Consider the following 18,845-nt stretch of genomic DNA (forward strand, 5'->3'; position numbering starts at 1 on the left):
AGCTATAATACTTCATCGGGTTTCAATTGAGGCACATCTGTATTTGACAATACAATATCCCACACACTGGTTCTCAAGGCCTTGCGCAGTTCCTGTACCGTGTTTACCCAGTTAACATTCAGCTGCAACCCACTTTTCACCAGCGTATCGTTTATTTGATCTGCATCAGCAGCAGAGTTTTCAACCGACAAAATCTTTAAAACTCTTCTTTTGATCACTCAATTCCCATCGAAACTTTGATTTAAATCAACCCCACCTTTCTTTGCGTAAGTATAACGCTATGAATACTATACCAATTTAGAACCTTTATCCAGCATTAACAAACAGACTAATGACATTATAAGCCAAAAATTCCAGCAAAAAATAAACTGAATACCAACAAAAAAACTTAATTTTGCAAAAAGTCAACCGATTACAGCTTCAACGATGGTTAATTAGCCGCTTGTTACGGAATGAAGCCAGCGTGTAGGAATAAAACCATTTAGAAAGTAAAGCATTTATAGGAGAACCAAAATGCCACAAACAATTAACTCAAATATTGCGTCACTGAATGCGCAACGCAACCTGAGCATGTCTCAAAATTCATTGAATACATCTTTGGAGCGCCTGTCTTCAGGTCTCAGAATTAACAGTGCAAAAGATGATGCTGCAGGACTGGCAATTTCTGAAAGAATGACTTCACAAATTCGCGGCCTTAACCAGGCAGTGCGCAATGCCAATGATGGTATTTCTCTGGCACAAACTGCAGAAGGCGCTTTAAGCGAGATTGGTAACAATCTGCAACGAATTCGAGAGCTTGCAATACAATCTTCTAATGCCACCAACAGTTCAAGCGATCGAGCAGCGCTGCAAGCCGAGGTCGCTCAATTAACTTCGGAAATCACACGTGTTGCGAGCCAGACGCAGTTTAATGGTACGAACTTACTCGATGGCGCTTTCTTAAACCAAAGCTTTCAGGTTGGCGCGAATGCAAATCAAACCATTGATATCCAATCAATTGGTGATTCACGTGCCACAGCACTTGGTAGCAACATATTAACAACGAATGGTACTGCCATGGGAACTGCCACTGCAGCAGCAGCCGATGTTTCAGGTGGTAATGGTGTCACTGTAGAGGCCGACCTTGTGCTAACAACCAACAAGGGTGCAACAGGTGCAATCAGCTACGCTGTCGGTTCAGATGCAAAAACTGTCGCTGCAGCAATCAACTCCGCCGCTTCAAATATCGGAGTCACTGCTACAGCCAGCAATAGTGCCACTCTGGGCAACATTGGTGCTGCTGGTACAGTAACGATGACGTTAAATGGCAATTCTATTTCAGCAAACGTAACTGACACATCCGATTTAAGCGGTTTGGCCTCAGCTATCAACGGACAGCAATCCCTGACTGGTGTAACGGCATCATTTGCAGACAATGCAGACAAGTCAGTTATTACGCTGACGACGTCAGACGGTAGAGATATCGCATTACAAGACTTTAACAACTCAGGTGCAACAAAAACTGCCGATTTTACTGCTGGCGTAACTACAAGGACATTGACCGGCGGCGCAGCAACAGACTCTGCAATTGCTACGGGTACAATAGAACTGACCAGCTCGGCAGGTCAAATAACCGTTGGTAATGGAAACGCCGATGTGTTTGGCGCAACAACAAGCTCGTTTAACTCTGTTGCAACTCTGGATATCTCATCAGCATCAGGTGCGCAAACCGCAATTGAAACACTGGATTCCGCTTTGGCACAAGTCAATAACACACGTGGAGATTTGGGCGCAATTCAAAATCGTTTTTCCTCAGCTATCTCCAATCTGCAAACAACGGCCGAGAACCTTTCTTCTTCCCGTAGCCGTATTCAGGATGCCGATTTTGCAGCAGAAACAGCCAACATGACACGCGGACAAATTCTGCAACAGGCTGGCACCGCGATTCTGGCGCAGGCAAATTCATTACCCAATAATGTGCTTTCACTATTGCGTTAATCAATAAGCATTAAGAATACAGTAATGAACCAGGAACACGGGATTATTAAATTACAAATTCCGTGTTCCTTTAACCATAAGGAGTCATCACATGGCAATCAGTCATATAAATGATGCAGTAGGCAGTCACGCTCAGCCTTTGCTGACATTGCCAGCTTCTCAAAATACGGTGTCGACTAACAACCGAATAAATTCTTCACCGAATTCAGTTGCCAAACCCGAACAAAATAATCAACTGGACATACCGATCGAGCAAGCCGCCGAAAAAATTAAAGAAACTGTGAATAACCTCGCTCAAAATCTAAAATTTTCAATAGACGAAGATACCGGCAAAACTGTTATTAAAGTGATGGATACGCAGACACAGGAAGTCATTCGGCAAATTCCATCGCAGGAAGCTATCTCCATTGCGCGAACTTTGGACAAAGTCCAGGGCTTATTGCTGAACGACAAAGCCTGAAACTGTTTAAACATTTAAGAGGGATAAAAAATGCTATCAACACCGGGTATAGGTTCCGGACTCGATGTGAATGGAATTATCAGTCAACTAATGTCCGTTGAACGCCGACCACTTTTAGCACTAGATAATAAAGAAGCCAAGCAACAGACCCAACTGACGGCATTTGGTACCCTCAAAGGAGCACTTTCTGCATTTCAAAGCAGTCTATCATCGCTCACCAGTCCGTCAAAATTTTCTGCCATTTCGGCAAACATATCGGACACGTCCCTGGCAACTGTCAGTGCAAGCGCTTCAGCTGTTACCGGAAAATATGATGTAGAAATTCAATCACTGGCCCAATCACAAAAATTAAAGTCCGGAAATTTTGCTTCTCCCAGCACCGCGATTGGGAGCGGCACATTGACGGTACAATTTGGTACTTACAGCGGCGGTTCGTTTACTTTAAATCCGGATAAAGCTGCCCAGTCAATCACTATTTCGCCCTCCAACGCTTCACTAACGGGTGTACGTGATGCCATTAATAAAGCAGATGCAGACATTTCAGCAAGCATTGTAAATGACGGCTCTGGTGATCGTCTGGTAATCGCTTCCAAAGATACAGGACTCAGCAATGCATTGAAAATTACGGTGACAGATGATGATGGCAATAACACTGATAATGCCGGTCTATCACAACTTGCCTTTAATGCAGCTACTGGTGGCACATCTAATCTGACAGAGACCGTTCCAGCAAGCAATGCCGAAATGGTGGTTGACGGAATTCCAATCAGCAAATCATCCAACACTATTTCAGACGCCATTGATGGCGTAACCTTTAATCTGTTAAAAGCTGATATCGGCAACACTACAACTTTAAATATCTCCCGCAACACCGCCGGTATCGAAAAAGCCGTATCAAATTTTGTGAAATCCTACAACGAGCTCAATCAAACAATTACAGATTTATCCAAATATAATGCCGAAACCAAGCAGGCATCAATTCTAACAGGCGACTTCACAGTCAGAGCTCTTCAGAACCAGTTACGCAACGCGCTATCGGAACCTTTAAAAACTGCAGGAGGCGGATTAAGTATTCTAGCCGAGGTCGGCGTCTCCTTTCAGGATGATGGTTCGCTTAAACTAGATTCAAGTAAATTAAGCAATGTTGTTAATGATGCAAGCAAAGATATTTCTACTTTGTTTGCTTCGGTCGGTAAAACAAGCGACAGTCTGGTTTCATTCATCAGCGCCACATCCGACACAGTAAACGGAAACTATCAACTGGATATCAGTCAACTGGCCACCCAGGGTACCGCAACAGGTAGCACACCTGCCGCACTCACAATCAATACAGGAATAAACGACTCGCTTGATCTTAATATCAATGGGATAGATGCGAACATCACACTCGCTGCCGGAACATATGATGCAGATTCTCTTGCAGCCGAAATTCAGTCAAAGATAAACGGCAATACCACTTTCTCTTCAAATAATGTTGCCGTTTCCGTGACACAATCATCAGGCATATTGACGATTACTTCTAATCAATACGGGTCATCATCGTCTGTTGATATTACAGGCGGTAACGGCGAACTGGATTTGTTTGGCAGTGCAACTGAAACAACGGGACTTGATGTTGCGGGAACGATTAACGGTCTTAGTGCAACCGGTACAGGACAGAGTCTGTCAGGCACAGGTGACAGTGAAGGATTGGTGCTTAAAGTAACAGGTGGCAGCACTGGACCGCGCGGATCTGTTGACTTTGCCCATGGGTTTGCTGCCAAGCTGAATCAGGTCATCGATACGATGCTCGATGGCAAACTCATTGACAACCGTATTGAAGGAATAAATGAAAAAATTGATGATATTAACGATCAGCGGGAATCCCTGATTCGAAGGCTTGATGACGTCGAAAAACGTATACGCGCTCAATTTACCGCATTGGATACCATGATAGCCAGCATGACGCAAACTAGCAGTTTTCTGCAACAACAGTTATCCAGACTGCCCACTATCGATAGTAATTGATTGAATTTTTCTCTATAAAAAAACCAATATCGTTGCTATTCATATTAAAGGAGTAATTAATGTATGCAACCACCATTGACCCCGTCTCAGCTTACCAGCGGGTCGGCGTTGAAACCGGAGTAGAATCGGCCAATCCCCACAAGCTTATTCTGATGCTGTTCGAGGGTGCACAAGAAGCGCTTATTAAAGCCAAAATACATATCAAACACAATGAAATAGCCAAAAAAGGGGAAATGCTTTCCAAAGCAATCATGATTATTGACCATGGCTTAAAAGCAAGCCTTGATACCAACGCCGGCGGTGAACTGGCGCTGCACCTTCAAGCACTCTACGACTACATGGCCAATCGTCTATTAACTGCCAATCTTAAAAACGACGTTGAAATCATAGACGAGATCAGTGGATTATTGAATGAATTGTACGGTGCCTGGAAAGCCATTGAGAATACAACAGAACTGTGCAGATAACACTGATTTTCGCCAAATGATCGTTTTACACATAATAATACTAAGGTTCTAAAAAAATGGATAACAAGCAACTGATCAAACTTTACGAAGATATCAAAACGATAACCAGCAAAATGGTTACAGCAGCGGAAAATGGCAAATGGGACGAACTGATTCAGCTCGAACGACAATGCAAACAGTTAACAAATGAATTAATTCATAATGAATCACAAATATCATTAAGTCACGAGTTGCAGCAAAAGAAAATTAAAATTATCCATCAGGTACTTAATGACGATGCACAAATCAGATCCATAACCGAACCCTGGATGGAAAAATTACAGGACATGCTCAACACAAACAAACGAAAACGTCATTTGCAGCAAGCTTATGAATCAAGCAATATTTATTGAGTCGAAATAAACCCTTACTGATTTAACCAGAGGAGTCATAGCTGAGAAAACTTTGACACATACAACTATGATTCCTACCTATATCAAAACAGACAACATATCGCAGCCATCACCTACAAAAACTGATACGCCCATCAATCCAATAGCGCCGATTTCACGCGTTGCAAAAATCTCTGACGCTAGTCAGGAATTTTCTCGCTTTGTACCAGGCCAGAAATATCAGGCATTTGTAGAAAAACGTTTGCCCAATGGCAATTTCAGCATACATATTGCAGACAAATCGTTCCAAATGCGACTGCCTGACAATATTCGGTCAGGCGACGAATTGACGCTCACATTTATCTCGTATCAACCAAGACTTAAATTTGCTCTGCACCATGGAGATACTAACGACGCTGCCAAACAAAATACGCTGATTAGTACAGCAGGGAAATTTGTCGACACGATTATCCATGCAAAGGAAAGGAATCCCATACTCAGATCATCAGTCAGAACAAATCCTGAATTGACCCACACTGATGTGAATAGACCAGAATTTCCACTTTTATTGCAGAAAACAATTCGACAAAGTGGTTTATTCTATGAATCCCATTTGGCACAATGGATTAAAGGCAAATATTCACTTGAAGATTTAAAGCAAGAGCCACAGGCCAGCTTACCAAGAACGGCACCTGCAACAGCGTCTTTATCTACGCCTGTCAATACACAACTTGTATCGCAAGTTCAACAACAGTTAACAGTTTTAGAATCAGGCCATATCGCCTGGAACGGAGAGATATGGAATGGACAGCATGCATGGTGGGAAATTTATGAAGATAACACTTCAAGGGAGCATCAAACTCACGAACGACAGGCAACCCGCTGGCACACCGATTTAATTCTGACATTACCGGAATTAGGAAAAATTTCTGTGCAGCTATCGTTCAATATTCAGAACATAAAAATTTCCATACATGCGGATGATGATAAAGCAGCTCTTTTGATCAAAACGAACCAGGCGTCACTTTCACACGGCTTAAAAGAAAAAGGACTAACCATTCAATCGTTTAGAGTACAGCACGATGACTCAAAATGATGCAGACTTTAAAGCTGTGGCCCTCGCTTATCGCGAGGGTCAGGTTGCGCCCAAAGTTGTCGCAAAAGGGCGCGGATTAGTCGCAGAAGAAATCATTAAGCGTGCAAAAGAATCAGGCATCTATGTACATGAATCAACCGAGTTGGTGACACTTCTTATGCAGGTTGATTTAGACGACAGAATTCCGCCTCAGCTCTATGTTGCAGTCGCTGAGCTTCTTGCCTGGCTTTATCATCTGGAACACAATCAAGATAAATCAGTGTAGAAATTATAACTGCACAGCACCAACCTCGCTTACCCGGAAACACGACCATGGTCGAAACAATCCGACAAGCTGATCCAGCAGACATCGCCAACGACAATAGCAATTCTTCAGAATTGATAGAAATTTGTCGTGTTAACTCAAAGGTTGATATTTTGCATATTCTTCAAGAAATCATGCAAAAAAATACTCTGGTCACTTTATATTTTGATCAAAGCAATCGTTTTATCCTGACGTCCATTCTTTTCATAAATGGACAAACAAACGAGATTTTGATTGATTCCGGTTCGGACACGAAATTCAATCAAGTTGCGCTGGAATCAGAACACTTGATTTTCATCACCTCGCTTGACAAAATCAAAATTGAATTTGTATGTAATCAGATCAGCATGTCTCAATTCGATGGTCGTGATGTATTTCAAGTCAATTTCCCAGAATCTTTGATTCGCATGCAAAGAAGAAATTATTATCGTATTATCACTTCGATCATCAAACCATTGAAATGTATTATCCCGATACACACTGAAGCAGGATCATTCAAAGCGGAAATCACGATGGTTGACCTCAGTTGCGGCGGTATAGGAGTAATCGATCATCATCCCATGATCAACTTTGAACCGGGTATGATTTATCATAACTGCAGAATCAACTTACCGGGATATGGTGACATTTTTGCAGGCCTAGAAGTCAGATCCACATATGAAATCACATTAAGAAACGGACAGATATGCAAACGGGCCGGCTGCCATTTCATTGATTTACCCAATGAAATGGAAACCATGATACAACGGTACGTCACAAAACAGGAACAGGTAAAATTAACACCCTGACGTTTTTTAAAATACAAATTTCCTTTTAAACAATATGGTTGATCTAAGTAACCAGCAAAAACCTGCTGCATGAGCATTAAACAGGACAGCCAACAAATTACATGGAGAAAATGAGAATGCGCGGTCCCGGAATAGATGCAACCGGTATTCAATACAACGGGTCTTTGATAGGTTCGGCAACAAACCCGGTTGAAATCGTTATTATTGATCATGACATCCCCGAACCAGACATATTGATCAGCGCTGTCAGACCAGGTATTCCGGTACACTTTTTAGAACGCGACCTGGACGGCATATTACAAATATCACAATTATTACAACACTATTCCAACCTTGATGCAGTCCATCTTGTTTCGCACGGCAATATCGGATGTATAACTTTAGGGAACAGTGTCCTGTCTTCAGACACACTGAAGACTTACCAGTGCGCTTTGTTTGCCTGGCAGGCAAGTCTTAAGCAAAACGCCGATATTCTGATCTACGGCTGCAATGTAGGAAAAAATCTATCGGGCCAGCACTTTATCCATCAACTGGCATCTCTCACGGGTGCAAATATTGCCGCATCAAGCCATTTAACAGGCAACCATAAAATGGGAGCTGACTGGACACTTGATATTATCTCAGGCAATCGTGTACCTGAAATGGCTTTTCACAAAAAGAATCTTGAACAGTTCGGCGCCACACTAATTTCCAACACTCTGGATTTTACCAATGACACAGTTACCGATTTTGTAACTGCAATTCACCCAACCACCAACTTCGGAACTATCAATTTAAAAATTGTTAATAATGTCAATTCAACTGGAACTGCGAATGCCTCCTTGACACTTGCAGCAACAGGAGAGGTTGATGATACATTTGACGATTTCTTCTATAGTGGCGGTTCAGACGGCGAATACCTCGTCATCTATACCGATGGCCGGGAAGTTGATTTTCAGTCCATCGGTTTCGGCAGCAGTAACAGCTCAACTTATACCAGTTTGACGGTCTATTCCTATAGGAACGGTACTTTGCTGGGCAGTCAGATTTTCGGTCCTTCGGGTGCCAACTTCCCCAACAATACGCTCAATACCGAAACAGTTACATTTACCGATAAAATTTTCGAGAATGCTGACGAAATACGCTTGATCGGAGTAGACGGCGCAAACATAGACGTTGTAAATACCTTAGTCGATGATGTCGTGCTTGCTGATCCTGTAGTTGGGCCAACAATCACCTCGGCAACTTACAATTCGAACATCAACACACTGGTAGTAACAGGTACCAACATGACTACCACCGCTGGCACTACTAACGATATTGATGTTTCCAGACTGACCATTACAGGAGAAAACGGCAACACATACACGCTTACCTCATCGAATGTTGAAATTGATTCAGCCAACCAGTTTACTGTTTTGCTGAATGCAATAGACCAGATCAATGTTGAAGGATTACTAAACAAAAACGGCACATCTTCTGTCGATGCAACGGCCTATAACATTGCAGCTGCTGCAGACTGGAATCCTTCCCAGACAGGTAATGCAGACACAACAAATAGTATTACCGTCAGCAACATACAGATACCCACCATCACATCGGCAACATACGATGCCAGTACCGGCAGTCTGGTTGTCGCTGGCACCAACCTGGTTAAAACCCCTGGCGCAACCAACGATATCACCGCCAACAGACTCACCTTGACCGGCGAAGGTAGCAGCACCTATACGCTGACGGACACTTCTAGTGTCGAGATCACTTCTGCAACAGAGTTTACCCTGACGTTAAGCGCAAACGACAGGTCTGCGATCAATCAGATCATCAACAAAAACGGTACCAGTTCCACAAATGGCACAACATATAATCTGGCCGCCGCCGACGATTGGAACACGGTCATCGGTAGCACAGATATCTCCGATACGACAGACAACGGCATCACTGTCAGCAATGTAGTCGTTCCGACAATCACCAGCGCAACCTACGATTATGCAAACAACAAGCTGACAGTTACCGGAACCGCTTTCCTCAAAAATTCCGGTGTCGCCAACGATATCGATATTTCCAAACTTACTGTAACCGGTGAAGGCGGTGCGAACTACACGCTGAGCAGCGCTTCCGATGTGGAAATCGCTTCTGCAACACAGTTTAGCGTGATACTGAGCGGTGCTGACCTGGTTAATGTCGAAGCGCTGCTTAACAAAGACGGTATCGTATCGGCGACAAGCGGCACTATCTACAATCTGGCAGCAGCTGAAGACTGGGCGGCAGGTGCAGACGCAGCAGTGAATGTGGCAGATACAGCCGGAAACAGTATTACCGTCTCAAATTTTACCAATCCAGTAATCACCTCGGCAACGTATGATGTCAGCACCGCTCAACTGGCTATAATGGGCGCCGATTTTGTCAGTCAGTCCGGAGCAGCGAACGACCTAGATGCTTCATTGCTGACCATCACAGGTGATTGGGGAAGCTATACACTAACTGAAACCGACGATGTAGATATATTTTCTGCCACCCAGGCAATTTTAACTTTGGGCGCAACCGACCAACTCAATATTCATGGCCTGCTCAATAAGAACGGTACGGTTTCAGGCGGGGGAATCACATACAATCTTGCCGCAGCAGATAACTGGATTACCGGTGCACCATCAGCTACTGATATTGCCGATTTGACTGGAAACGGTATTACGGTCAGCAATATTCAGATACCAACCATCACTTCAGCAGTCTATGATTCCGATACTGGGATCATCATCATCACAGGTACCAATCTGTACAAGAAAACAGGCGGAGCCAATGACATCGATATTTCCACACTGACTTTCACAGGCGGCGTCGGGAATGCAACATACACACTGACCAGCTCCTCCGATACTGAAACCACTTCAGCCACCACCTTCTCAATAACCTTATCAGGTGCTGATAAAACCAGTGTAGATACGTTACTCGATCAGGTTGGCACAACTTCATATGGCGGATCAACATATAACCTGACCGCGGCAGATAACTGGCTGACGGCAACAGACACGGCAGTAAATATTGCAGATTCTACAACTGCAATCACAGTAACCGCCAGTCCGAAGATAACATCAGCCACTTATAATGCTGATACTGGCATTTTGGTTGTTACCGGCACCAATATACAGGCCAATAGTAGCGGAGCTGATATTGACGCATCCACGTTAACCATTACGGGTGAAGGTGCTGCGGTTCATACACTGACCGATTCAGCAGACGTTGAACGCGATTCCACCACACAATTTACGATAACACTCAGTTCTGCAGACAAAGCTGCAATCAATCAAATTATCAACAAAGACGGGGCTATATCTACCAGCGGTACAACTTACAATCTGGCTGCAGCCGATAACTGGAATACTGATGTATCAGCAGGAGACACTTCAGATTCGACCGGCAACGGCATCACCGCCAGTAACGTAGCTTCGCCCGCAATTACTTCAGCAACCTACAACGCCAGCACCGGGATATTGACAGTAACCGGCACGAGCTTTGTGACAATTAGCGGCGCAGCAAACGACATTATCGCCAGCAAATTTTCTTTTACCGGTGAAGACGGCATTGCTTATGCACTGACCGATAGCGCCGATGTGGATATTATCTCCGATACTTCTTTTTCACTGACATTGAGTGCTACCGACAAGGCTGCCGTCAATCAGCTCCTGAATAAAAACGGTACAATTTCGACCGGTGGCATTACCTACAACCTTGCTGCCGCGGAAGACTGGGCTGCAGGTGCTGACACAACCGTCAATGTAGTTGATGCCTCAGGTAACGGCATTACAGCAAGTAACGTCGCTGTACCCGTGATCATCTCGGCCACATACAATACAGGCACAGGTATCCTCGAAGTAACCGGCACAAACTTCCTGAAAGCCGCAGGAGCAACCAACGACATTATCGCAAGCAAATTTACCATTACTGGCGAAGGTAGTGCAACGTATACCCTGACCGACACACCCAATGTCGAAGTCACTTCCGATACAGCTTTCACGCTGACGTTGAGCCCAACCGATAGAGCTGCTGTCAGTCTGCTAGTCAACAAAAGCGGTGCTTCATCCAGTGATTCAACCATATACAATCTGGCTGCTGCGGAAGACTGGGCCGCAGGAGCAGATACTGCAGTAAATGTAATCGATGCAACGGGCAATGGAATAACCGCAATTGTTCCGACTTCCGGTGGCAGCGGTAGCAATAGCGGTAGCTCTGGCAATAGTGGTGGTAATGAAGGCAACGGCATCACAACAATAACAGTGGATGGTGTCAGCATTACGACTCGGACCGAAACAAACGGTTCCAGAACCTTGGCTGTTCCTGTAATTGACAACACCCGTGCTGAAGATCCCGACACAACCTCCAACATACATGCGGACATCCCTATCCTGACTGATGACAGCGGAAACCTTGTTCTCTCAGTCAGTTTGCCAGTAGGCGTCGGCCTTGCTGCGAACGGTCGTTCAGCGTCAATGAACACTCAAAACGCAATCAGTGATTTGATACAGCGCATTGAACGGGAAACGCTTAATGACAGTAATTCATTGTCACAAATGACAATTCATGGACAAAATCTCATCAATTCATTTTCGCAGACTGATCAGGTTTCAGTGCAGACTTTGACACTGACAGCCGGTAGCAGCCAGAATCCCGGAGTACCCGTGATAATTAACGGCTCAAATTTACCGGAAGTAAGCAAACAGGCCTTGATCATTAACGCAACTGATATGCCCTCAGGCACAATCATACAACTCGAAAATATCACTTTTGCTGCAATCATTGGCGCTGCCCGGATTATCGGCGGCACAGGAGCAAATTTTGCAGTGGGTAACAGCCAGGATCAATACATTGTACTGGGCGCTGATAATGACATTCTGTTTGGCGGCGATGGTAATGATACGATAGGCAGTCTGGGCGGAGACGACCAAACAGGCGGCGATTCCGGCGACGACACGGTTTACGGCGGCACAGGCAACGATAATCTGTCTGGTGGCAGCGGAAGCGATGTGCTTAATGGTGGATGGGGATTTGACACCGCGACTCAAGCCGGCAGATTGTCAGATTATCAACTTCGCATTAAAGAAAACCATATTACACTTACAGACGAAAACGGTGAAGTAGACATATTGACTGATATTGAGTTTATTCAGTTTGAAAACGGACCTAACGTAGCCATCGCGCACTCCGGCAACGAAGCAGTTGCACACCATCTAGCCAAAACCTGGCTCAATCGCGACCTGGCACCCGAAGAAGGCAATGCCATTCAAAACTGGACCGGCACTGATACCGGTCGCATCGTCGAAGCTTTTCTTAAACTTCCGGATGCCGCCGATTTCAGGCATATGGCAACCGAGGAATTACTTGCCGGATTAAATAATAATCCCGATATTATTCAACTGAATGTTAACCGCTACATAACTGGCAATAACGACAATAATCAAGGATATCTACCTCTGGGACTCGCATTTGAAGTTGATGGCAGAGGCGGATACGATGTACTCAGAATGCAGGGTATGCGAGACGATGTGCATATTGAACTTACCAACAGTGTGCTTGAAATTACCCGATTGGATGATGGCGCAATGCTTAATCTCGCCAATGCAGAAATGATCGCATTCGACAGCGGTGAAAAGATTTTATTAGCATATAACCGGGCAGAAAGCGTCCTGGGTCGCTTGTTCCAAACGTTCTTTGATCGTAACGCTACTGTCGAAGAATGGCAATTGGGACACGAAGCTCTGGATAACAACGTCAATCCTGATGTGATATTAGACTGGTTCCAGAATCATACCGATTTGAACACGCTCAATGATACCGATTATCTTCAGGCACTCTACAAACATACGTACAGCAGGGCTGCAACCGAAACCGAGCTCAGCCAGCAACAGATACGACTGGAAAACGGTGAAACTACGCGCGACTGGCTCGCGGTAGATATTGCCAGCAGTAATGAGGCAGCCATTACCGTGGGCAGTGTATTGTTGCTGTATGGTGGAATATGAACGAACAGATACAATTAATTATTAATGACAATTCCGATTACGCAGTTAATGGGAGAGTTTCGTTCAAATCGAACAACTACTATTTTTCAAAATAGTGTTTTTTTGAAAAAGAATTCTATTGACTTCCATCAGAAATCTGAACTTGATCAGAACTCAGGTTGATTTTATTTTCTTCAACCATGCTGCGGCCTCCATCGCATAATACGTCAAGATACCGTCTGCACCAGCACGTTTGAACGATAATAACGCTTCCAATGCGCATGCTTCTTCATTTAGCCAGCCATTCATTCCGGCTGCTTTGAGCATCGCATATTCTCCACTTACCTGGTAAACAAATGTAGGTGCTTGAAATTGATCTTTAACACGACGCACAATATCCAAATAGGGCATACCAGGCTTAATCATAACCATATCCGCTCCTTCGGTCATATCGAGCCCAACCTCCCATAAAGCTTCATCTGAGTTGGCCGGATCCATCTGGTAGGTATATTTGTTTCCACTGCCCAGGTTAGCAGATGATCCCACAGCGTCTCTAAACGGACCATAAAAACTGGAGGCATATTTGGCTGAATAAGCCAATATACGTGTATGAATAAATTGATTTTGATCCAGTATTTCCCGTATAGCCTTTACTCGCCCGTCCATCATATCAGACGGTGCTACTATATCCGCACCTGCCTGCGCATGTGTTAAAGCCTGTTTACATAATACATCCACAGTTTCATCGTTTAGAACATAACCATTTTCATTAATAAGTCCGTCCTGGCCATGGCTGGTATACGGATCCAAAGCAATATCTGTAATCACTCCCAGCTCAGGAAAATTTTGTTTTAACTGACGAACGACTCGTGGTACTAATCCATCTGGGTTATAAGCTTCATCCGCTGAAAGATTTTTCAGATTTGTTTCAACTACAGGAAAGAGAGCTATGGCAGGAATACCGAGTAACAAACATTGCTCAGCCTGTTTCAACAACAAATCAGCAGATTGTCTTATCACGCCGGGCATAGAAGTCACCTTTTCCTCCTGCTTCGTACCGTCCAGGACAAATACGGGATAAATCAAATCACCTACATTAAGCTGATTTTCCTGAACCAGGCGACGAGAGAAATTATCACGGCGCATGCGACGCATTCTTTTTTGTGGAAAGTGTCCTAACGAATTCATCATAATTGTTTTTTGGAATGTTGATTAAAAAATTAAATTCTCAGGGAACTTGTATTGTAGTTACATTGTCTTTCAAGTGGGCATGATAATTTTGTCCCCTGTCTTTCCTCCCTGAAGGCAGGGCCTTATGTGATATTAAGGCGGTTCCCCCCGGTTTTTTTACTCCCCTTTAACCGGGGGTCTTTTATTTCCATTCAATCAATTAATAATCGGATAATTCTAATCCCGTTTCAGCTGTATGTTTTCTATCCATTTATTCAGGGCTTCATTAGCTTCGGCAACACCCATAGCCTTCATGCTGGAAAACAACTGAATACTAACTGACGGATAGTGTAGCATCAAACGGTCTTTTACTTGCCTTAACGTACTTTCAGCATGATTTCTGCTTAACTTGTCCGATTTAGTCAATATAATATGCACCGGTTTTCCAGTGATTGAAAACCATTCCAGCATCTGCAAATCAAGCACTTTTAATGGATGACGGATATCCATAATCAATACAAGACCTACAAGTGTTTTTTGAGTCTGAAGATATTTACTGAGAAGTGATTCCCAATGACGGCGGATTTCAAAAGGAACCTTCGCATAACCGTAGCCAGGTAAATCTACCAGAAAAAGATTGTCCCGAATTCGAAAATAATTGATCTGCTGTGTACGGCCTGGAAGTTTACTCACAAATGCCAGTTTCTTTCTTCGCGCCAGAGTATTAATTACACTTGACTTGCCGGCATTGGAACGCCCGGCAAAAGCAATTTCTACACCTGTATGTACAGGCAAATCCCGAAACTGGTTAACTGACACATAAAAAGAAGCATCGTGGAACAAGGACATAATTTTTAATACCGTTCCTTATTTTGTGCAATAAGTAGCAATCCTTCCAACACCAGATTCTCAATCACTATATATTTTAAATCAATGTGCGGTAGTAATTCAGCATGACCGCCACCACTTATTACGCAGTGTTTTATTGAATACCCCTGACATTGTTGAAATAATCGCATCGTCCGCTCAATGGAACCGACTAGAGCCTGGATAATGCCGCTATAAATTGCGTCAGTAGTATTAGTCGGAAAAATCTGGAAGCAATAATTATCATTCTCTAAACTAATTTGCGTTGCATACTGAATACTTTTTTTCAAAGTATAAGGGCCGGGCACAATCATTCCACCAAGAAAAACACCCTCACTGGATAGTACATCAATAGTTTGAGCAGTACCTATGTTAACAACAAGACATGCGTCACGAAATTTATTCCAGGCAGCTATTAAAGCAGCCCAGCGATCACTACCAAGCTGTGCCGGGTCAGTGTAATTGTTAATTACGCCACATTGCCGGGGAAGTGCTTTAATCCAGTTGGGTTGAATGTTCCACATATTGAAAAGCTGAGCAAGTTGGTTTTGTACATCATGACCAGATACATGGGAGACAACTATGGTGTCAGGCTGTCTCAGTAACCTCCAGTCGGAATATAGATTATGTAGTTCCCGATTGCTGACTCTATTCAACTCCAGTTTTCTTCCATTCTTGAAAAAGGCCCATTTGAGAAATGAATTTCCTGAATCGACAGCAAGACAATACATCGTAGGTTAGTCTGATAGTTGTATGCTTATCTCACCCATACTGAAAGCTTTATGTCCTGAATCTGTATTCAGTATCAATGACCCGTCAACACTTATACCTGATACCACGCCGGAAATAGTCGAAGCGTCAACAGATTTAAGCGTAATTGGTTGGCCTTGGAAGAAATGGTAACTCTCCCATTCTCTACGAAAGTAAACAAACCCAAATTGTTCATATGCAATTAAAATTTCCCGCAGCTCAATGAGAAGTTGTGCAAGGATTTGATTACGGTCTAGAGTTTGACCTGTAATTTCGAATAAATCGGTCACACCATAGTTTGACAAAATTACTGCATTCGGCGGTAGTTTAAAATTAATACCAATTCCAATAATACTAACAAGTAATTCCTTATCAACTGATCTACATTCAGTTAAAATGCCAGCGAGCTTTTTTTTCTCAAAAATTATGTCATTCGGCCATTTCAAATATATGTCAGTATGTGATATTTTTCGAATAACGCGTACGAGGCTGATGCCAAGGACTAGACTTAAAGTTTGTATATGTTGAATTCGACGAGTAAAACGCCACAATAAGGAAAACGTCAGACTACCTCCCAGATTAGAATACCAGTGTCGATTACTTGTGCCTCTACCTTTCGTTTGCAATTCACAAAGAATTACTGGAATTCGTTTTTCTTGAAGGTAAGACAACTTATTAAGAGCCAGATATGTACTCGTGGATTCAAGAAGGTCAAATGTGTAAACACTGAACTCATGCTGTAATTCACGCAGGCTTTCTAATAAGGATACTTTATTGAGAAGGATAAAAGGGCGGGGCCAAATAAACCCCAATCCTCTTACTTGTGAGATGGTAACACCTAATTCTGTTAACCTTTTAATATATTTAAAAAGTGTTAACGTAGTACAGCCTAAATCTGAACAAAGCTGGATATAAGTATGTAGACGTTTGTCTGATAGAATCTTAAGTAATTTAAAGCTTATTGCTTCGTTATGTGCATGCATTTTATTGCATACGTAACACTAATATTAGTGTGTTTCAATAGTAGTAAAACTGTTTCAACTGTTACGTATAATATTATACCGTTTAAATGTAGATATATTAGTGGAAAAAACTATGATAATTTGAATCACTGGGACAGAAATATACAATAATGTAATAATATAAAAAAATTATATTAATTGTTGATAAATTGTATTATTGCTGATCCTCATCTGATTCGAGTTCTTCTATTTCAACCGTTGGCCGGTCAACTAACTCTACTAAGGCCATTGGGGCGTTATCACCTTTACGGAAACCATACTTAAGTATTCTGATATACCCACCCGGTCGCTGAGCGTATCTTGGACCAAGCTCAGCAAATAATTTCGTGACAATATCACGATTTCTTAGCTTACTAAATGCCTTTCTTTTATTGTTTAGATTTGAATCTTTACCGAGGGTTATCAAAGGTTCGGCATAGCTTCTTAATTCTTTTGCTTTTGGTAAGGTTGTTTTAATTATTTCATGTTTAAGCAATGAATTGGTCATATTACGAAACATTGCATTACGATGGCTACTGGTTCTATTTAACTTACGATAGGCATTATGATGACGCATGATTAATATCCTTTGAATGATTTTCTAAATTAGCAGGTGGCCAATTGTCTAATTTCATACCTAATGATAACTCACGCGCTGCTAAAACTTCTTTAATTTCATTTAAAGATTTTCTTCCAAGGTTAGGGGTTCTCAATAGTTCTGCTTCTGTACGCTGGATTAAATCACCAATATAGTAAATGTTTTCTACTTTTAGACAATTTGCAGAACGTACAGTTAGTTCCAAATCGTCAACTGGTCGCAATAATACAGGGTCTATTTGAGGTGCTTGTGGTTGTTCTGTAGGAATAGGCGTACTTTCTAGATCAGCAAAAACAGAGAGCTGTTGTACGAGAACTCGGGCAGCATATCGTATTGCTTCTTCAGGATCTACCACACCATTAGTTTCTATATCCATTATCAATTTGTCCAGGTCAGTTCTCTGCTCAACCCGAGCACTCTCGACAGTATAACTAACACGTTTAATTGGACTGAATGATGCATCTAGAAAAATGGTTCCAATACTTTTTTCTTCTTGACCTATAGTACGTGCAGTAGCTGGTACATAGCCACGACCCTTCGTTACTTTCAATTGCAAATCCAGTTTTCCACCAGTAGTTAGGTGGGCTATTACATGGTCTGGGTTTAAGATTTCGACATCATGCGTTGTTTCAATGTCGTTTGCTGTAACAACTCCTTTACCAGATTTGGTGAGTTGTAAAGTAATTTCACTAGCTGTGTGCAATTTGAGTACAAGGCCTTTAATATTCAAAAGGATATCAACCACATCCTCCTGGACACCATCCAGCGTTGAATACTCATGAACCACACCTGCAATTTTAACTTCTGTTGGTGCAAACCCAGTCATTGAAGATAATAAAATTCTTCGCAACGCATTTCCAAGCGTGTAGCCATAACCTCTTTCAAATGGTTCCATCACAACTTTTGCATGTAATGGTGATATATTCTGAACATCGATTATCCGTGGTGTTAATATATCATTACCTAGCATTTATTAAATAACCTTAAGAAAAAACGTTATATAAAACAGTTTTACAA

16 protein-coding genes are annotated in these 18,845 nt (G+C 42.7%); 9 read left to right on the forward strand and 7 right to left on the reverse strand.

Annotation, left to right across the window (positions count from 1 at the left end):
* Positions 1 to 2 precede the first annotated feature (2 nt).
* Complete coding sequence (locus tag BMX44_RS17235) at positions 3 to 218, reverse strand: hypothetical protein (RefSeq protein ID WP_245738883.1); 216 nt, start codon at positions 216 to 218, stop codon at positions 3 to 5.
* Between the two features lie 295 nt (positions 219 to 513).
* Here BMX44_RS17235 and BMX44_RS17415 point away from each other — a divergent pair, with 295 nt between their 5' ends.
* The 9 genes from BMX44_RS17415 (at position 514) to BMX44_RS16810 (ending at position 13,463) form a co-directional block, all read left to right on the forward strand.
* Positions 514 to 1,977, forward strand: coding sequence for a flagellin (locus tag BMX44_RS17415; RefSeq protein ID WP_090631320.1), 1,464 nt, complete (start codon positions 514 to 516; stop codon positions 1,975 to 1,977).
* A 91-nt stretch (positions 1,978 to 2,068) separates the two neighbouring features.
* Positions 2,069 to 2,437 carry a flagellar protein FlaG gene (locus BMX44_RS08705; RefSeq protein WP_090631323.1) on the forward strand — a complete coding sequence of 123 codons (369 nt, stop codon included), beginning with the start codon at positions 2,069 to 2,071 and terminating at the stop codon, positions 2,435 to 2,437.
* Positions 2,438 to 2,467: 30 nt separating this feature from the next.
* Complete coding sequence (gene fliD, locus BMX44_RS08710) at positions 2,468 to 4,444, forward strand: flagellar filament capping protein FliD (protein ID WP_090631326.1); 1,977 nt, start codon at positions 2,468 to 2,470, stop codon at positions 4,442 to 4,444.
* Between the two features lie 59 nt (positions 4,445 to 4,503).
* Positions 4,504 to 4,911: a flagellar export chaperone FliS gene (gene fliS / locus BMX44_RS08715; RefSeq protein ID WP_090631328.1), complete on the forward strand. Its 408-nt coding sequence runs from the start codon at positions 4,504 to 4,506 to the stop codon at positions 4,909 to 4,911.
* 56 nt (positions 4,912 to 4,967) lie between these two features.
* Complete coding sequence (locus tag BMX44_RS08720; RefSeq protein ID WP_090631331.1) at positions 4,968 to 5,303, forward strand: flagellar protein FliT; 336 nt, start codon at positions 4,968 to 4,970, stop codon at positions 5,301 to 5,303.
* A gap of 325 nt (positions 5,304 to 5,628) precedes the next feature.
* On the forward strand, positions 5,629 to 6,378 hold the full coding sequence (gene fliK / locus BMX44_RS08725) for a flagellar hook-length control protein FliK (protein WP_177167715.1): 750 nt from the start codon (positions 5,629 to 5,631) through the stop codon (positions 6,376 to 6,378).
* Positions 6,365 to 6,643: an EscU/YscU/HrcU family type III secretion system export apparatus switch protein gene (locus BMX44_RS08730; protein ID WP_090631338.1), complete on the forward strand. Its 279-nt coding sequence runs from the start codon at positions 6,365 to 6,367 to the stop codon at positions 6,641 to 6,643. The genes fliK and BMX44_RS08730 overlap by 14 nt, the downstream gene beginning before the upstream one ends.
* Before the next feature lie 47 nt (positions 6,644 to 6,690).
* Positions 6,691 to 7,470, forward strand: a complete 780-nt coding sequence (locus BMX44_RS08735) for a flagellar brake protein (protein ID WP_090631340.1) — start codon at positions 6,691 to 6,693, stop codon at positions 7,468 to 7,470.
* 116 nt (positions 7,471 to 7,586) lie between these two features.
* The gene (locus tag BMX44_RS16810; RefSeq protein WP_177167716.1) at positions 7,587 to 13,463 is read left to right on the forward strand and encodes a DUF4347 domain-containing protein; all 5,877 of its coding nucleotides are present in this window, start codon (positions 7,587 to 7,589) and stop codon (positions 13,461 to 13,463) included.
* Positions 13,464 to 13,616: 153 nt separating this feature from the next.
* Here BMX44_RS16810 and hemB read toward each other — a convergent pair whose 3' ends face one another.
* The 6 genes from hemB to BMX44_RS08770 form a co-directional block, all read right to left on the reverse strand.
* Complete coding sequence (gene hemB, locus BMX44_RS08745; protein ID WP_090631345.1) at positions 13,617 to 14,630, reverse strand: porphobilinogen synthase; 1,014 nt, start codon at positions 14,628 to 14,630, stop codon at positions 13,617 to 13,619.
* A gap of 219 nt (positions 14,631 to 14,849) precedes the next feature.
* Positions 14,850 to 15,461 carry a ribosome biogenesis GTP-binding protein YihA/YsxC gene (yihA, locus tag BMX44_RS08750; protein ID WP_090631348.1) on the reverse strand — a complete coding sequence of 204 codons (612 nt, stop codon included), beginning with the start codon at positions 15,459 to 15,461 and terminating at the stop codon, positions 14,850 to 14,852.
* A gap of 5 nt (positions 15,462 to 15,466) precedes the next feature.
* A complete protein-coding gene (locus BMX44_RS08755) occupies positions 15,467 to 16,210 on the reverse strand; it encodes a type III pantothenate kinase (RefSeq protein ID WP_090631352.1) in 744 nt (247 codons plus the stop codon).
* Between the two features lie 6 nt (positions 16,211 to 16,216).
* Positions 16,217 to 17,212 (reverse strand): biotin--[acetyl-CoA-carboxylase] ligase, encoded by a 996-nt coding sequence (locus BMX44_RS08760; protein ID WP_090631355.1) that lies wholly within the window; start codon positions 17,210 to 17,212, stop codon positions 16,217 to 16,219.
* A gap of 193 nt (positions 17,213 to 17,405) precedes the next feature.
* On the reverse strand, positions 17,406 to 17,807 hold the full coding sequence (gene rplQ / locus BMX44_RS08765; protein WP_090631358.1) for a 50S ribosomal protein L17: 402 nt from the start codon (positions 17,805 to 17,807) through the stop codon (positions 17,406 to 17,408).
* Positions 17,794 to 18,798: a DNA-directed RNA polymerase subunit alpha gene (locus BMX44_RS08770; RefSeq protein WP_090631361.1), complete on the reverse strand. Its 1,005-nt coding sequence runs from the start codon at positions 18,796 to 18,798 to the stop codon at positions 17,794 to 17,796. Before BMX44_RS08770 ends, rplQ begins: the two co-directional genes overlap by 14 nt.
* Positions 18,799 to 18,845 lie beyond the last annotated feature (47 nt).

This window comes from Nitrosomonas marina (genome assembly GCF_900110145.1).
GTDB classification, from domain to species: Bacteria; Pseudomonadota; Gammaproteobacteria; order Burkholderiales; family Nitrosomonadaceae; genus Nitrosomonas; species Nitrosomonas marina.

Bases quoted from the DNA above. Each gene is read 5' to 3' on its own strand.
- BMX44_RS08760 (WP_090631355.1), bottom strand. From the start codon at position 17,212: ATGCATGCACATAACGAAGCAATAAGCTTTAAATTACTTAAGATTCTA.
- BMX44_RS08735 (WP_090631340.1), top strand. From the start codon at position 6,691: ATGGTCGAAACAATCCGACAAGCTGATCCAGCAGACATCGCCAACGAC.
- fliS (WP_090631328.1), top strand. From the start codon at position 4,504: ATGTATGCAACCACCATTGACCCCGTCTCAGCTTACCAGCGGGTCGGC.
- BMX44_RS08755 (WP_090631352.1), bottom strand. From the start codon at position 16,210: ATGTATTGTCTTGCTGTCGATTCAGGAAATTCATTTCTCAAATGGGCC.
- fliD (WP_090631326.1), top strand. From the start codon at position 2,468: ATGCTATCAACACCGGGTATAGGTTCCGGACTCGATGTGAATGGAATT.
- yihA (WP_090631348.1), bottom strand. From the start codon at position 15,461: ATGTCCTTGTTCCACGATGCTTCTTTTTATGTGTCAGTTAACCAGTTT.
- BMX44_RS16810 (WP_177167716.1), top strand. From the start codon at position 7,587: ATGCGCGGTCCCGGAATAGATGCAACCGGTATTCAATACAACGGGTCT.
- BMX44_RS08730 (WP_090631338.1), top strand. From the start codon at position 6,365: ATGACTCAAAATGATGCAGACTTTAAAGCTGTGGCCCTCGCTTATCGC.
- BMX44_RS17415 (WP_090631320.1), top strand. From the start codon at position 514: ATGCCACAAACAATTAACTCAAATATTGCGTCACTGAATGCGCAACGC.
- BMX44_RS08705 (WP_090631323.1), top strand. From the start codon at position 2,069: ATGGCAATCAGTCATATAAATGATGCAGTAGGCAGTCACGCTCAGCCT.
- BMX44_RS08720 (WP_090631331.1), top strand. From the start codon at position 4,968: ATGGATAACAAGCAACTGATCAAACTTTACGAAGATATCAAAACGATA.
- hemB (WP_090631345.1), bottom strand. From the start codon at position 14,630: ATGAATTCGTTAGGACACTTTCCACAAAAAAGAATGCGTCGCATGCGC.
- rplQ (WP_090631358.1), bottom strand. From the start codon at position 17,807: ATGCGTCATCATAATGCCTATCGTAAGTTAAATAGAACCAGTAGCCAT.
- BMX44_RS08770 (WP_090631361.1), bottom strand. From the start codon at position 18,798: ATGCTAGGTAATGATATATTAACACCACGGATAATCGATGTTCAGAAT.